Annotated in this window: 10 protein-coding genes and 3 pseudogenes; 2 read left to right on the forward strand and 11 right to left on the reverse strand. The window is 38.0% G+C overall.

The window, feature by feature from the left end:
- Positions 1–9 precede the first annotated feature (9 nt).
- Entirely contained in the window at positions 10–2595 is a 2586-nt protein-coding gene (locus IGJ05_RS07455) for a glycosyl hydrolase (protein ID WP_266167372.1), read from the reverse strand.
- 80 nt (positions 2596–2675) lie between these two features.
- Positions 2676–5168, reverse strand: a complete 2493-nt coding sequence (locus IGJ05_RS07460) for a glycoside hydrolase family 2 TIM barrel-domain containing protein (RefSeq protein WP_266167371.1) — start codon at positions 5166–5168, stop codon at positions 2676–2678.
- A gap of 137 nt (positions 5169–5305) precedes the next feature.
- On the opposite strand from IGJ05_RS07460, the gene IGJ05_RS07465 reads away from it, so the two are divergent.
- Positions 5306–6520 carry a helix-turn-helix domain-containing protein gene (locus tag IGJ05_RS07465; protein WP_438725141.1) on the forward strand — a complete coding sequence of 405 codons (1215 nt, stop codon included), beginning with the start codon at positions 5306–5308 and terminating at the stop codon, positions 6518–6520.
- Positions 6521–6876: 356 nt separating this feature from the next.
- Here the strand turns inward: IGJ05_RS07465 and IGJ05_RS07470 are convergent.
- From IGJ05_RS07470 to IGJ05_RS07485, 4 genes and pseudogenes are all read right to left on the reverse strand, one after another.
- A pseudogene (locus IGJ05_RS07470) lies at positions 6877–7311 on the reverse strand (AI-2E family transporter); the annotation flags it as partial.
- A 32-nt stretch (positions 7312–7343) separates the two neighbouring features.
- Positions 7344–8755, reverse strand: a pseudogene (locus tag IGJ05_RS07475) (IS5 family transposase).
- A 279-nt stretch (positions 8756–9034) separates the two neighbouring features.
- A pseudogene (locus tag IGJ05_RS07480) lies at positions 9035–10225 on the reverse strand (IS256-like element ISLgar5 family transposase).
- A 297-nt stretch (positions 10226–10522) separates the two neighbouring features.
- The gene (locus IGJ05_RS07485) at positions 10523–11869 is read right to left on the reverse strand and encodes an aspartate ammonia-lyase (protein ID WP_081117241.1); all 1347 of its coding nucleotides are present in this window, start codon (positions 11867–11869) and stop codon (positions 10523–10525) included.
- 158 nt (positions 11870–12027) lie between these two features.
- Here IGJ05_RS07485 and IGJ05_RS07490 point away from each other — a divergent pair, with 158 nt between their 5' ends.
- Complete coding sequence (locus IGJ05_RS07490; protein WP_003125427.1) at positions 12028–12459, forward strand: Lrp/AsnC family transcriptional regulator; 432 nt, start codon at positions 12028–12030, stop codon at positions 12457–12459.
- Between the two features lie 58 nt (positions 12460–12517).
- Here the strand turns inward: IGJ05_RS07490 and IGJ05_RS07495 are convergent, their stop codons facing one another.
- The 5 genes from IGJ05_RS07495 to IGJ05_RS07515 all read right to left on the reverse strand — a co-directional run bounded on the left by IGJ05_RS07495 (position 12518) and on the right by IGJ05_RS07515 (position 17226).
- On the reverse strand, positions 12518–12964 hold the full coding sequence (locus IGJ05_RS07495; protein WP_005470356.1) for an Lrp/AsnC family transcriptional regulator: 447 nt from the start codon (positions 12962–12964) through the stop codon (positions 12518–12520).
- A 92-nt stretch (positions 12965–13056) separates the two neighbouring features.
- Positions 13057–14229: an MFS transporter gene (locus IGJ05_RS07500; RefSeq protein WP_081117242.1), complete on the reverse strand. Its 1173-nt coding sequence runs from the start codon at positions 14227–14229 to the stop codon at positions 13057–13059.
- 14 nt (positions 14230–14243) lie between these two features.
- Positions 14244–14996, reverse strand: a complete 753-nt coding sequence (locus tag IGJ05_RS07505; RefSeq protein WP_060792673.1) for an amino acid ABC transporter ATP-binding protein — start codon at positions 14994–14996, stop codon at positions 14244–14246.
- Positions 14997–15021: 25 nt separating this feature from the next.
- On the reverse strand, positions 15022–15993 hold the full coding sequence (locus IGJ05_RS07510; protein ID WP_081117243.1) for an NAD(P)-dependent oxidoreductase: 972 nt from the start codon (positions 15991–15993) through the stop codon (positions 15022–15024).
- Positions 15994–16005: 12 nt separating this feature from the next.
- A complete protein-coding gene (locus IGJ05_RS07515) occupies positions 16006–17226 on the reverse strand; it encodes a PLP-dependent aminotransferase family protein (RefSeq protein ID WP_060792671.1) in 1221 nt (406 codons plus the stop codon).
- Positions 17227–17249: the final 23 nt, after the last annotated feature.

Here is a 17249-nt window from a genome sequence, read left to right on the forward strand (position 1 = left end):
TTTTCCTCCTCAATAGTACTTAATAATTTCAATATTTGATGCAATTCCTGTGTTACTCTCTTTTTCATCAAAGAAATTTTTAAGATTATCAAATATATTTATTGTTACGATATTTGTTTCTTTCACATGTTGCTTCTTAACCCTTAAATTTATTTCATTAGAAGGGGATGGATAGTATGTTTCTTCATTGATTATTATTTCGCAATTATCGCCTTGAAATAAAAATTTTATTTCTAACTCTTTAATCTCTTCACTGCATTTGAAATCAAAATTATAAGTTTTCTTCGGTACATACTTTTTATCTCTCAACAATTTTGGTTTAATTGAATAATCAAAAAAAGATTTTGCTGTAGAGAGTATGTTCAATTCATAAATATGTTCTTTTAATTTCTTTTTTTCTATAATTTGGCGTTCTGCCTTTTCATTAATCTCCTCTTGATGTAACGAAGAGTCGTAAATATTTGAGAAACTCAAAATTAAAATATCATTTTTCGGGATAGTAAACGTTACTTTATTGTCATCTATATTTATTAACTTTACTTCCCCATTTATTGGGTTTAATTGATAGACATATTTTTCTTCAGGTACAATAACCGTTACTTCCCTATCAATTAAATTCTCTCTATTAATATTGGGAAATGATGTTTCGGGGTCATACTTCATTTTTCCATCGGATTCTTTTATGTGAACTCGGTTATAATTATAAAGTACATAATAGTCTGAATTTTTGTCTTTAGTGTGTAATGCAGCGATATTAACTGGTTTCTCAAATCTTATACTTGGCTCGATATTAAGCATTTCCATCATAGTTAGTATTTCAGTATAATTAGTAACATAATGAATATTTGGATAAATATTTTTTTGTTTTTTTTCTATTTTATTGGTTATTAGGATAAAAATTGGTAATCCTTTTTCAGCAAGTTCAAATAAAATATCTAAATCTTTTTGCTTTAAATATCTATCTTCAGTAATTATGGCTTTGTATCCAGGACCGTTTTGATCATTCAGCAAGCCGTTTTGAACAGTTATAGATACTTTATTTAGTAAGTTACTACTTACAATGTCATAAGTGTATCCATTATTCATTAATAACATATCGTCTTTTACTATATGATGACCATCTGATCCTTTGCCTTCATTAATAAAAGAATTTTTTAAAAATGCTAAATCTACTTTTACTAATTGTCTTGCAATTCGATTTACTCTAGAGATGTAATCTAAACTTGATTTACTGCCTGCAACAGAAAATGTCCTATTCCAGTAATTAGAAACATATTTGCCCATGCTCTCATATCCTGGCCAAACATATCCTTCAAATGTACCATTGTAAACAGCTCCATGAAGAACTTGTTGATTTACAGAAGATATCCAACCACGTTTTATCCACCAGTTTATATCCTCATAGGTCTGTCCGTAAGCGTTACCAAATTCGGCGTTTGTTTCGTAAGAATAGATTTTTTTATCTGTTAAATGTACTGCACCTGCCATAGTTTTCATGCTATCAAAACTTTGTCTATTTAATGTTTCATTTTCTGGAATAGAAACTTCTGCGGCAGCAGTTTCTATTTCTAGAGGTTTATTGTAAGCCACCTGATAACGTAGACTAATATTATGATGTTCTAACTTTTTCTTTAAGATACTTAAGTGGTTCTCATTAAACATTTCGCTCAATGTTAAACAATAATCATCATTAAATTGCTTATTAATTTCACATTTATCAAACTTATAAGATGGAGAATCATTTTTAGGGTATGTTTGATATACATCAATGGCTGGTAAATATCTCTTCAAATCATATTTTCGTCTGATTAAAAACTCTTTATCAAAATTTCTTGACCAGTCTTGTGCAACATCAAATTCCAACGAGTCACAAAAAATACTTTTAAAAGTAGTGGGATATTTTTTTAGTATTGGTAGAACAGTTTGCTCAAAATTCGCTATTAATTCATCAGTCGCTATCTTACTGTAATGATCAATAACATAAAAATAATTATTGATTTTTTGATTAGCTGGCTGTTCCCAAAATGCAAAGATAATTCTTTTACTATCATTAGGAAATTCATAATAAACATTACCATCATCGATGAAATTACTTAAGTCAACATACGAATCAAAAATCAATTCATTTTCTTTATTAAATTCATAGCTTGATAATGCCAACAATCTTTTTGTTCCTTCGTCACGCTTAACTCTCGGTTGTGGTAATTTAATATATCCGTTACTATTCTCAATAATCTTAAAACCATAAGATAATTCATACAATGTTGTCTTTTCATCTGCATGTTTTACACCGGGTAAAGAGATAGGCCACTGTAAACTGATTGCTAAATCAACAGTCATATTTTGATTTTGAGCCTCATCTAAAATGTATGAAAGATTATTTAACCATCTTTGACTACCCCACCAATACTTAGGATCAAGATCTGTTTGGTTTTGGAGATGGTGCATAGGCACAATCTCCAGCCCCCCAAACCCTCTTTTACTTAAATCTTGAATATCTTTTCTCAAATCATTTTCATTGGGTAATGCTTGTGGAATCCAATAACGAACTAAAGGACGCCATTCATTTTTTACTTCACAAAAATTTTTTATCATCTTTCATATCTCCTTTCTCTTATTCTCAATTTATCTCCTTTCATTAAATTACCATCGGAACAGTACAATCAATTCCAATTTCAAACGATTGTAAAAATAAATTCTGAACTTTCATAACCTTCAGCTTCGACTATAAGTTTACCATTCCCACTAGTTGAACTACTTCTGATTACTACCAATGCACATCCATCATAAGTTTCCCATTCCTTATCAAAATAATTACCTTCACTTGAAGGATTCGCACTACCGAAACCTGCTAAGGAGCAAGGGCCCTCAATGTCTATATTTACATTAGCTGTATCCCATTTGTTAATTCTACCTGTTTCATCAGTTAATTTAATCATCGCATAAATTAAATCTTGTCCATTTGCTTTCAACTCATTCTTATCTGCTTCAATCAGTAAAATCTTACTTGAATTTGCAGTCTCTATCTCTGTCTCCTCAGCAACCTTTCCATCTCTATATGAGATAACTTTTAATTCCCCGGGCTGGTATAATAGTTCAAACTCTGCTTGATAATCGTGTAATAGCCCAACAGGTTTTCTTCCTAAACTTTTGTTATTTAAAAACAGCTCCACTTCATCTGCATCTGATAAGACAAATACATTAGCCGGTTTTCCTTCATAGCCAGTCCATGTCCAGCTTGAAATAGTATCTTTCCACATCCAAGGAGTATGACTAAACTCTTGCCCATATTTATTGACCCGTTCTACAGCAATATATGGCTCTTTTCTTAGTCCATACACTATCTCTCGATAGTAACTTATAGGTCTTCTGTTACCTATAATATCAATATCACCAATATAAGCTGTTCGATCGGGAAAGTGAGGATCAAAGTTTGCATGTCCATCGTAATAAAATACTCCGACTCCGGCTTCTCCTAGATAATCATATCCAGTCCAAGTGAAATCACCAATTACGTGTGAGTTATTTTTTACAATGGTCCACAAATTAACTATATCTCCTGGAAAGGTTTCTGTTCCAAGTACTATTCTATGTGGATATAACTCATGTTCTCTTTCATGTCTACCTGTTAAATAGTTATAGCCTGCGATATCCATTGCATCAACAAATTCAGATAGCATATCATCCATAATAGGGTGAGTAGCTATTGCATCGGCCAAATCGCCGACTAAAACAGCCTGCATACTATTTAGTGCGTTACTCCCTCCCTCCCCATTTGTGTCAGAATTATTTTTATGATCCTCTCCCGAGTCCATATCTTTGATAATATCCATAATAATTTCATTGAATTTTTCCCCTGTAGCTAATATCCCATTGATTCCATTTGTGACATATCTTGTTGGGTCTAATTCATGAAATTTGTTAGTAATTTCACGATTCATTTTTGCTCCTATAGCGGAACCTGCCTCTTTAATTTCATTACCTGTACTATAAAGAATTACAGAAGGATGATTAAAATCTTTATCAACCATTTTTCTTAAATCATTTTCCCAAAATTCACAGAAGTAATTCGAATAATCATTGATATTTTTTCCTTGGTTCCATGAATCAGTTAACTCATCCATAACTAATATTCCTAGCTCATCACAAATTGATAAAGCTAATTCACTCATTGGATTGTGAGAACTTCTAATACTATTAAATCCTGCTTTTTTAAGTTGCTCTAATTTTCTGCGCTCGGCATTTTCTAAGGAAACAGCGCCAATTATTCCATTATCATGATGTAAACAAGATCCACGTAATTTAACAACTTCACCATTAATTTTCAATCCATTAAACGGATCTAATGTTAAATTTCTGATTCCGAATTTAGTTGTTGTTTTATCTAATATTCGATTGTCTTCACTGATACTTACAGCAAGACTATATAAATTAGGGGTTTCACAACTCCATAACAATGGGTCTTCAACAAATAGTTTTTGATTGATTTTCTCCATGCTATGACCATTGATAGTTATCGGATATGTTTGGCAAGTAACAACTTCTTTTTCTTTATTAAATATTTCTACAAATAAATCAAGTTTCTTTTTATCGAAATCTTCATTATTAATAGTTAAGTCTAAATCGATTACTCCACAATTGTCATCTGTTACTGACGACTTTATCTTTACCCCATAAACTGGTATATTCGTTGTTGATCCAATGTAAAGATTCACATCTCTATAAATTCCACTTCCAGTATACCAACGACTATTTTGCTCCATCTCATTATTAGCTCTTACTTCAATAGTGTTTATTTCATCAAAAACTAAGAAAGAATTTAAATCAATTAGAGTATTAATATAGCCATTGTAACTACTAGCTACAAAATTACCGTTGACGTTTATTTTAGATAAACCTTGAATCCCTTCAAACTCAATCATTACCTTTTTATGTTTCCAATCTGAGGGAACATAAAAGCTTTTACTGTAGTAATAAGTACCTCCTGGATAATAACCAGTTTGTCCCCCATTTTTTGTATCCCTACATCTCTCTTCAGATATCATTCCATCGTGCGGTAACGTAATTGCCACCTTACCTTCTTGTTGGTTATTTGAGAACGATTCAACTACAGATTCAGTTCCAGATTTAGTAACAAACCACTTATCGTTAAAACTTATTTTTTTCATATTATGCCTCACTTTACTCATTTCTGAAATCTAAACACTACTAATGAAAGTGATTTCATAGAGAATATATCATATAAGTCTTCTTTATTATTGTAAAATAAAGTAATATTATGTAAAATATTATTCGAGGTGGTATTATGAAAGATACGATTTATCAAATTTGCTTATTTCTATATTCAACGTTTTCAATCCCAACAATTTTTGTTTCCAACAATGAGAAAATAAGCTTTGAGTTTCCTACAGTAGAAGACATTACAGATAGACAACAGTCTTTTGGAAAAATAAAAAAAATATTTAATTCAAAAAAAAGTCCTGAATTGCTTTCATTTTCCCCTTCAAATTTATTTTGTAAGATTCCTATAAAAAATTCATTTGATTATATTATAATAGGACCTCTCAAAAACGATTTATTTCTAACTTCTACATTTGAAGAAGACTTTTTAGAAAAAGAATCACTTAATTTTGAATATAGAAATTTTAATTTTTTCCCTACATTTAATTTTGTATCCGCATCAAATTTACTTAGCTTTATTAATTTTATTATTAATGATGAGCTCATTTCTGTGAATGAGAGTTTAATGGTCAATGATTTTTCAAAACTTCAAAAAACGTATCAAATCAAAACTAATGAAATGATAGAAAAAAAAGAAAATCAAGTACGCCATAATACTTATTATCTTGAGAAAGAAATGTTAACGTATATTAAACGTGGAGAAAGAGAAAAGTTGGTTAATTTCTTAAATAACAAGATAAGTGCGTATCCCATTAGAGCTGGTAGGATGGCCAATTCACCAATTAGACAAGAGAAAAATATTTTTCTATCTATTTTAACAAAAGTTGGTAATCAAGCTGCAATTCCAGGAGGGATGAATGTTGAGGAAGCCTATGAGTTGATTGATACCTATTCACTTGAATGTGAGAATACTTCAGATATTAGCGCCATTGCAGAATTGCATTCAAGGATGCTTCTAGATTTTTGCGAAAGCGTCAGTCAAAGTAAAAAGAGACTTTCTATTTCTTTAGAAACTCAAAAAATTATTGATTTCATAGATGAAAGAACAAACACACCTATCTCTCTGAATGATATTGTGGATTATACAGGTAAAAGTAAATCTTATTTGAGCAAACTATTCAAAAAAGAAGTAGGTTTGACTATAGGAAACTTCATTAAGTTGACTAAGCTGAATGAAAGTAAAGATTTGTTAAGATATACTGAAATGAGTATTTCTGAGATTGCTAACTACCTCTCGTTCTCAAATCAGTCTCATTTCCAAAATTGCTTTAAAGAGCAGTTTAAAGAAACACCTAATAACTATAGAAAAAAAAGAAAAGTGACCTTATTCTTAAAGTAATATGAAATTTAGGATAGATATAAACTTTCGTTCAATATAAAAACAGACACCTAAAAACAAATGTTTTAGATCTCTGTTTTCCGCGTTTAATTTCGTATCTTACATACATTTAAATCGGTTTGAACAATTAAAAAAATTTAACTGTCTCTTATGAAAAAAGTAGATAATTACTTCCGGGTATTTTATCTACTTATTTCTTTGATAAATATTGGTGGGACAATAAGTATGCCCCATGATTAGCAAGTTTAACTTAATTATTGTTATATATTTCAAGATTATAGGCTATATTTAGATCTAAAATTATTAAAATTTTTTCTCATACTTCAAATTGATTTGAATCTTTCACTTTTTTCGCTTTAATATAGACCCGATGATTCCTTGTACCAAGTAAAATAATGAATCACTATAACTTTAATAGTGACATAAACTGGAATTCCAATAATAACTCCCATTACTCCAAATATTTTCCCAGCAGACAACAATACAAAAATAATTGTGATTGGATGAATATCTAATTGGCTACCTAAAATTAGAGGTGATATAAATCTGCCTTCAATGAATTGTTCTAGAATAAAAATTATTATGACTGCTATTAACTTCTTGGGTCCTTCTACAAGAGCTATTAAGAGAGCGGGAATAGTTGCAAGAGCTGATCCCACATAAGGTATTAGATTTAAGATTCCTGCTAAGATCCCCAAAGTCATACTGTAATTTAAGCCAATTATAGAAAATCCAATTATAAACATTATAGAAACAATTAAAGCTACAGTAATCTGTCCTCTGACATAAGTAATGCCTGCTGAATAAATCCCCCATTTTTAGCTTACGGGTTCACCAGGGGTTCAATTCTGGGTAAGCTCATCCATTGGATGAGAGTCAAAAAAATGCGCAATGAAACCTTGGACAGGTTCATTGTAAGGATGGATAAAGCAATTACACACAGACTGGTCTCTTCAAGGCGTGTTCGAATAAGCCTGAGCCCGAACTTTCTTTTCGCCAGGCTGAAGCCTCTTTCGACCTCTACTCGATCGCAGTTATCAGTGTATTCTTGTTTTTTGTCAATCTTTTGATCCTTCTTGGGCCTGCCGAGCGACGGTCCGGATAATCGGATTCCGAGTTCTTTGCAGTAGCTCAAGTTTGTGCGATTTCGGTATATTTTGTCCGCCAAAACTCGTTCAGGATACACTCCCATCCGCTCTCTGTAGCGTTCTACCGCAACTATGAGACATTCGCTCTCGTTGTAGGCATCGAAGGAAATTTTTTCAATTCGGGCGTAACCGTTGGTTATGCTCATATCCAGTTTGGCCCCGAACTCAACCGGATTCTTGGCTTTTCCCCGGACAATCGGGCGGATAAAAGGCTGGCTGATACTGACGATGCGATCCTGCACTTTGTGCGTCCTGCTTGTGTGCATGTAAAGCTGCTGTTCGTACAATTTCCGCAATGTCCCCAACAGGTTGGCTTGCTTCGGCACTAGCGTATAGCCTTGCTTTAGAAACGCATCGATGTACCCGAGATCCCGCCGGATGTAGTTCAGTTGCTTGCCGATGGCTTTGCGAATTTGTTTTCCGCTTTTCTTTTTCTTGCGCGCGATGTTGAGATAATCCTTTCGGGCCATTTCCGATAGGTGCGGGGTTTGGGAAGATGGTTTGCTTCGCAGATTGCGTCGATGAGGCCTTCCAACTTTTCCCGGCATTCGTTCAACAGTTCCGTGTCTTGCGGAAACTTGATTTCTGAAGGTGCACAAGTGGCATCCAGAATGAGCGTTCCTTCATTCTCAGATCCTGACGCATCATTGTCATTGTCGTCATTGTGGGAATCATCTTCTCTATCCTCTATCGGTTTGAGGATCAATTCATTGATTTCAATCAGAATTTCGGAAGAGAGACGTTTGCGGAAGTGCACCATCAAAGAAGCATCGAACGGCTTTTCATCCTTGTACGAAGGCAGTCCGACAAAGTACTGCAGATAGGGATTTTCGCGAATCTGATTGACGACTTCGATATCTGCGTACTGAAATTCATTTTGAATAATCAAGGCACCCAGTGCCATTCTTACCGGCTTGGCGATGTTCCCTCTGTCACTTTTGAACAGAGCGGCATACTTATCTTCAATGACTGACCAGGGAATCGTAGCCGCTTTTTTGATCCAACGGTTTTCTGGGTTCATCGTGAGCCCCAACGGCTGATCGAAGTCATAAAGGGTTAATTGCCGATTAGTCTGCTTTCTGTACATATTCATCGCCCCTTCGTATGATTTTTGAAAAAAGTGCACGGGTTTTTGGTGTTTCCCTCTGTATTCTATGCATCTATTATACCAAAAAACAGCTAAAAGCACTGTTACGATAAGGTTTGTAAATTATTCAGTAGACATTACTTAATTTCCTATTTACTATGGTAGCTTATTTAATATTTCATTTAGAGCAGTTATTTCTATATTCACTCCTTTGGCCCTAATGTAAAAGGGAGCGTCAATAATTTTGTGTAAATGATTCTTCCCTACTGCAGATTGTTTCTAATTCTCAATCAGTTGGCTTAGCATTTGTTCAAGTTCGCCTTCGGCCTGTTGAAAGCCTTTATGACTGCGACCTAGGAATTTTTGGTTGTAAGTATCAAAAGACGAGACTAAGAAACGTTCCATCGACTCTTCGTTTTGGAACTGTTCCTTGCGGTGGCTGTATTTCTTGATTTGCTTATTAAAGGATTCAATCAAGTTCGTAGAATAAATACTCTTGCGTATGGCCAAGGGGAAATCATAGAAAGTGAGCAAGTGATCGTTCGAAAGAATCGATTCAACCACTTTTGGATAGCTGGTTTTCCATTTTTCCGCAAAAGCACCACGTGCTTCCAACGCCACCTCTTTAGATGAGGCTTGATACACCATTTTAAAATCATCACAGACTTCCTTACGATCATCGACACGCACTTTGTGACTGATATTACGGGAAACGTGTACACAACAATGTTGAAAACGAGCTTTGGGATAGAACCGACTAATCGCTCCTACCATCCCCTTTAAGCCATCCGTGATGAACAGGAGGACATTTTTCAAACCGCGCTCTTGAAGGTCCAATAAAATTTCCTCCCAAATCGTGATGGATTCAGTCGGTGCAATCGCATAGCTCAATACTTCCTTTGATCCGTCCGGGCGAATGCCAACTGCGATATGAATAGCTTCCTTGGCGACGGTTTTCCGCTTTAACGGAATATACGTTGCGTCCATATAAATAGCAGCATAACGGTCATGAAGCTCCCGCCCTTTAAACGCCGTTACCTCTTCTGTAAATGATTTTGTTATATTAGACATGGTTTGGGGCGTGTAGTGATGCCCATACATTTTCTCAATCAAGTCTGCGATTTACGACATGGTAATACCTTTTCGGAAGAGGTGAATGACGGTCTCCTCTAACGTGTCATTCGTCCGTCTATAAGCAGGAACAGTCTGTTGCTTGAACTCACCATTGCGGTCGCGCGGAATCTGGAGATGAAGTTCCCCATACTCGGTCTTGACCGTACGGTCATAGGAGCCGTTACGAGAATTACCCGTGTTAAAACCAATGCGATCATACTTTTCGTAATCTAGGAAAGCCGTTAACTCCGTTTTGAGAAGCGTATTGACTGCTTTCTCCAAATGGACACGGAATAATTCATTCAAATCGCCTTTGTTCGCTAGAGTCTTTAGAATTTCTGTAGTAAAATCGTTCATAGGGAAGTCCTCTCTTCTGTGAATGTGTTGTGGTAACTCTATTCTACAGAAGGGACTTCCTTTTTTCTATTTACACAAAATATTTTACACTCTCCTGAGTTAAACTGAATATCATTCTGTCTATATAAATTTTAAGATGGATTACCATACTTTTGTTTGACTCATTGACAAAAATCTAAAAAACTTATCCTCAGCGAGATTGAGTGTCTTTTACCAGACACAAATCCCTACTACAGATAAGTTTTTTATTTTTTTATGCTTTTAGGCTTTTAGGTATATGGATATTTCAGTTTTTCCTTACTGATAAGTTTCTGTCCGCAAGAATTCTTCTTGCTTTAATAGCTCCTCGATGGAACAATTTTTTTCCAATGCTTCTTTGACAAAAGCAGTGGCTTTTTCATAACCAATTTGCGGTGAAAGGGCTGTAATAGTCCCTGTACTGTTATTTACAGCTTTCAAACAAGCTGTTTCATTGACGGTAATACCTGCCACACATTTATCGGCAAAAATTTGACACGCTTTGGTCAACAGTTGACATGATTCAAATAAATTATGGAACATCACCGGCTCAAAAGCATTCAATTCCAATTCTCCGGAAGCTGCCGCAAAGGTGATGGCACCGTCATTTCCAATCACTTGAAATGCAATTTGACTGATAACTTCTGGAATGACTGGATTGACTTTGCCCGGCATGATCGATGAGCCTGCTTGTCTTGCTGGCAAGTTGAGTTCATGAAAACCAGTTCGCGGACCGCTGGCTAAGAGACGCAGATCATTGGCGCTTTTGTTCAATGTGATGGCAATCGTTTTTAATCCACCTGAAATCGAGGCGAAACTGTCGGTATGCTGTGTACTATCAATCAGGTCATTCGCTGGCCGTAAGGGTCTTGGAAAACGTCGGTTCAATTCTTGATAGAGGTATTCTTGATAGCGATAGGACGCATTAAGACCTGTCCCAATGGCTGTCCCACCCATATTTAAGGTCAATAGTTCTGCCGATAAGTGGTGCAGCCGTTCACGGCAACGCGTCAAACTGTGGGCATATGCAGCGAAACTTTCCCCTACTGTCATTGGCACCGCCTCTTGCAGTTGGGTTCGCCCCATTTTTGCCACGTGCTGAACTTCTTTCGCTTTCATATGCCATCTGTCAATCAACTGTACCAGCGCTTCATCCAATTGTTCAATATATACAAGCAAAGCCAGTTTCCCAGCACTAGGATAGACATCATTGGTGGATTGGCTTTGATTGACATCGTCTAAAGGATGAAGATATTGATATTCCCCTTTCTTATGCCCCATCAATTCTAACCCGCGATTGGCGATCACTTCATTCACATTCATGTTGGTGGATGTTCCTGCTCCCCCCTGAAATGTATCAACAATAAATTCTTCATCCCACTTGCCCATGATGATTTCTTCCGCAGCAGTCACAATGATTTGTGCTTTTTCTTTGGATAGCGTGCCAGATTGTTGATTGGCTAGCGCAGCTGCGGCTTTGATACGTGCTACTTGTTTGATCATCGTCAGATCAACTTTTTGATCAGTGAAAGCAAAATTTTCTTTTGCGCGATAACTATGAATACCATAATAAGCCCCCTCGTATATAGGTAGACTGCCAATTGTATCTGATTCGATCCTCATCATGATTTAAACGCCCCTTTTTGTATTATATGTGATAAAATATCACATAAGAGAAAAAGACACGAGCCTTTTCAGCCATCTCTTTGTTAATCCTTGAAATTGATTCCTTTCACTTTGAAAAACAAAGAGAAACAGTACAAAAACAGAAAAGAGGAAAGTATTTGGATGAACTAGATAAAAAGTTGTTGAATCTGTTGCAGCAAAATGGTCGGTTATCGATCAAAAAGTTAAGTGAAGCGTTATTCATCACTGCACCTGCTGTTTCCCAACGAATAAAACATTTAGAAGAAACCGAGCAATTGTTGTATTATCAAGCGACGATTGACTATGAACAAGCCGGCTTGCCGATCAAAGCATTTATCCACCTGTCGATCGAACCACAGCAAAAAGCAAGTTTCTATCCTTTCATACAGGCGATCCCCAATGTGTTGGAATGTGATTGTGTCACCGGCCCTTATTCAATGTTAATCAAAGTCGTTTTCCCTTCTACCAAATCATTGGACAGCTTTATCAATGACTTGCAAAAATTCGGTCGAACCAACACCCAAATCGTTTTCTCGACGCCAGTTCCCTCTCGAGGATATCAATTCTGAAAACCCAAAAAGCGCGCTTATCTCACATAGACAGGCACGCTTTTTTTATATACAGGGGTCACTGGTCATCGACTGGCACTTGCAACCCTCGTGGTCCGACATTCGTTGAAAATACAATGTGGGTTTTGGTATCCCCATAAAATTGCAAATCTGTGATAAACCGATCCAAGACGACCGTATCACTAAAATAAACCTTCAAGAGCATAGAATAATCTCCAGTGATACAGTCACACTCGATCACATTTGGGATGTCTGCGATATAGGCATAGAAGGCTTCTTTATCTTTGGCATTCACTGCGCAATGGACATACGCTTTGATCAGATAACCAAGTTTTTGGTAGTCGATCAGTGCCTGATAAGAACGGATATACCCAAGGGTTTCAAGGTTTTGTACCCGCACAGAAACAGATGGCGATGAAATAAAGCATTGCTCTGCGATCTGTTTGACAGTGACTCGGGCATTTTGCTGCATGATGTTCAGTATCTTGCGGTCTAAGTTATCCATAATCATCCCCCGTTCTCATTATTTTCTCAGTTTATCGAGAAAACAACAGAAGCGCAAGTTGCAGATTACATCCTATGTTAAATTTCCTAACATCAACGCTGAGATAATTGGAAATAGCGATAAACAATCATCGCCCCACAAGCAAACAGACCACACCCAAAAAACATCATGTCAAAGCCAAAAAGACTGGCGATGATTCCCCACAAAAAAGCCCCACCTCCATAAGCTACATCTAAGGCTGCTGAAAATACCGCTGTCCCTTGCCCTCGCTGCGCCTCAGACACCGATTCTAATACAATCGTATTCATCACAGGCAATAAGCCGGCATAACCGACACCATAACAACTCGCGGCCAGAAGCAAGCTACTGAGCTGTGTCGTAAATGGCAACAGACAAAAAGAAACCAAAATCAATAATAAACTGCCATAAATCAATGTAGCCGTTTGGATTTTGGCGAGCAAACGTGGAAATACGACCCGTGTTGTGACCGTCATGATCGACATGACCGTAAAATAATAGCCTGCGCCGATAATCTCACGTTCAAGGGCATATTGTGCAATAAACGCCACCACGCCAGAATTGGCAAAGCATATCAAAAAAAGGATACCGCTAGGAAACACAACCGCTTTGATGCGAAGCAGTTCTCGTAACGATGATTTCGCTTCGCCAGAGTGCGTATTCCTCCGTGAAAAGGGCTGTTCTTTCAAAAAGAAACTCAACAAAAAAGCTGTTCCGCTCAACAAGGCAGCCATCCGAAAAAGTACAGGAAATCCATAATTTTCTACAACAGCAAGTCCTATCAACGGGCCGATGGCACTCGGCACAGCCTGGGCGATACTGAAATACCCCAATCCGACTGCTAATTTGCCTTCAGGAATCGTATCAACTGCCATCGTCGCTGCTGCTGTCGCTTGCAAACTATTGCCCACCCCTTGCAAGATGCGCAGACAAAAAAGCATCAATAGCCCCTGCAGCAGATTCAATAAACTAAAATCAATCAACAGAATGGCTAATCCCATACAAAGCAAGACTTTGCGTCCATATCGATCCAATGCCACACCGATTGGCAAACGGCAAAACAAAGCAGATAGCCCCAAGACACCTACAATGGCGCCGGATACTGCTTTAGAACCACCTAAAGAAGCAACATATAACGGCATAGTCCCCATTTGGGTCGTGATGGCTGTCATTGCTAGTACCGTGACCACCATCACTAAGTAAAAATCTTTCGACCAAAGCCGACTAGAGCTGTTCACCTTTTCCATATTGTGCCTCGCTTCTATACAGCTAATTGAAAACGTACTTGTGTCAAAAATTGCTGTGTACATTCTTCTTGCGGATCCTCAAAAATTTCTTCTGGTGTTCCCGCTTCTACCACCACACCATCCGCCATGAATATCACTTTATCCGCGACTTCTTGTGCAAATTGCATTTCATGCGTCACGATGATCATCGTTTGCCCACTATCAGCCAGTTGCTTCATGACATTTAGGACATCACCGACAAGTTCTGGATCGAGCGCTGAAGTGGGTTCATCAAACAGTAATAATTCTGGCGTCAAAGCCATCGCTCTGGCGATACCTACACGTTGTTGCTGTCCGCCAGACAGTTGACTAGGATACATCATAGCTTTATCTGCCAAACCCACTTTTTCTAAGGCAGATAACGCTGCTTTTTCTGCCAGTTTTTTTGGGAAACGCCGTGGTGTGCGTAGTCCTTCCGCCACATTTTGCAACACATTCATGTGGCTGAACAGCTCATAGGATTGAAAGACCATCGCTGTTTTGCGGGCGATCTCCAATCGTTGGGTTTTGCCAATATGTGCGAGATCATACTGGAAGTCACCGATAGAATAACTCCCCGCATCAGGCTGCTCCAACAAATTCAAGCAACGCAAAAAGGTCGTTTTTCCAGAGCCGCTAGGACCAATGATGCATACAACTTCCCCACGTTCAATTTGTAAGCCAACATTTTTTAAGATGACTTGTTTATCGAAAGACTTCTTCAATCCTTTGATTTCTGCTTGCAGCATACTCCCACCCTTTCTTTTCTATCGCTCAAAGCGCGATCGTATTGGCAGATTGTCCTTCTAGCAAAATATCTCTTGCATTGTTCAAAGCTGTTTCTGCAATTTCTTGTACAGCCAATTGGGTATAATACGCAATATGCGGGGTCAAAAGCACATTTGGCAGTTGATTCAGCTGTTGATAATAAGGATTTTGATCCCACCCAACTGAAAAATACCGTTCTTCATTGGCGATAGCGTCTAATACAGCACCAGACAAACGCCCTTGCGCGAGTGCGGCAATCAACGCATCCGTATCAACGATTCCCCCACGTGCCGTATTGACCAGACAACTGCCAGGCTTCATCTGTGCAAAAACAGAGGCCGAAAATAGCCCTTCTGATGCTTTTGTCAGCGGGATATGGATCGACAAGACGTCCGATGCAGCAATCAAGGTCTCAAAGGACACATATTCGACAATCCCCTTCAACCGAGGATTTTCACTCCTACTAGTGGCAATCACATGTCCCCCCATATGATAAATCGCTTCTGCGACTAGAGCACCGATTCGACCAGTGCCTAACAAACCGACTGTTACGTCTTGTAGCTCCCGACCAATCACAGACCGTCGATCAAGTTTTCCTTTGATCATTGCTGGAATATTGCGTAAAACCATCAAGATCGACATCACAGTGTAATGGCCCACCGATGTTGGGCTATAAGAAGGGACATTGGTGACCGTCAACTGATGCTTTTGCGCCCAGTCAAAACGAAGACCGTCGACCCCCGTTGATTTGATCGATAACTGCTTCATCCCTAAAATATGCAAGCGTTGGTACAGGGACTCATCTTGCTGCATAGCCAGACTAGGATACAAACAGATGCCGTCGTGCCCTGCTGCCAAATGGATATTCTCCCAAGACAAGCCCTCCATTACGATCGTCACTGGTGTTTTGTGGATAAATTGCCACCGTTCGATATAAGCAATTTCCTCTTCACTTACCCCGTAATAAATCAATTTCATTGGCAACACCTCCTAAATGACCCCTTCATATGCTGGCGGCATAGCGTATTCCAACGCATCACCTAATAAAGCGATCCCTTGATCGATCTGTGCCAATGTCGGCTTCGTAAAATTCAGCCGAAATGAATGCTCATAGCCTTTTCCCGCAACACTCATGATATTGCCTGGAATGACCGCAACTTTCGCCTCATCAAGGTATTCATAGAACCGCTCTGCGTCCATCTCAGTCGATAGGAAACAGGTGATAAAATAGCCGCCTGTTGGTTTGATAAAGGTAAGCTTATCCGTTGGCAGTGCCTGTAATGCTTGCAGCATGCGGGCATATTTCTCTTGATACAACAAGGTCAATTGGGCCACATGACCTTCGAAATCATGATGATCCATATATTCGGCCAATACCACTTGCCAATAAAAATTGGTGTGGGAATCGGCGGATTGCTTGGCCAAAATCAATTTTTCCATTGCAGGACCAGCAGCCATCATAAAACCAATCCGGCTGCTGGGTGCCAAAATTTTTGAAAAAGATCCCGCATAAATGATTCGTCCTTCGGTATCTAATGTTTTCATCTTAGGGATCGGTGTACCTTCATACAACAACTCACCGTAAGGATCGTCTTCAAAAATCAGCACATCATATTGACATGCCAATGCATAAATGGCTTTACGTTTTTCCAATGGCATTGATGTGCCTAAAGGGTTTTGGAAAGTGGGGATCAGATACAACATTTTCACTCTTGCGTCTGTTTTGAGGATTGTTTCTAAAGCGTCAAGATCCATTGATTCTGCTGCAAGATCCATCGGTACCGGCACTGGTATCGCCCCATATCCTTTGATAGCATTCACCGCACCGGAAAATGTTTGCTCCTCGCATAACACCACATCGCCTTCATTACAAAAGACTTTTACCGCCAAATCCATGGCTTGGGTCGAGCCCGAAACCACCAGCACCTCCTCTTCGTTATCGATATTTGACAATTGACGCAAACGTTCTTTGATCAAGGTCCGTAAGCGCGGATACCCCTCTGATGCCCCATACTGCAAGAAAGACTCTGGGTCCGCTTCGTTATATAATTTTTGCGAGATCTCTTTCAATGTAGCCATTGGAAATGCTTCTGTCGGTGGAAATCCGTAAGCAAAGGAAATAGCTGCTGCAGACTCCATATTTTTTTTTGCATTCTCTCTTAATGGAGATGCTTCTAATGTCATGATACGTTGTGCGAATTGATAGGCCATTCTATTTCCTCCCTGCATAGTTG

Origin of the sequence: Enterococcus sp. AZ167 (assembly GCF_051714025.1) — a bacterium.
GTDB lineage: Bacteria > Bacillota > Bacilli > Lactobacillales > Enterococcaceae > Enterococcus_D > Enterococcus_D casseliflavus.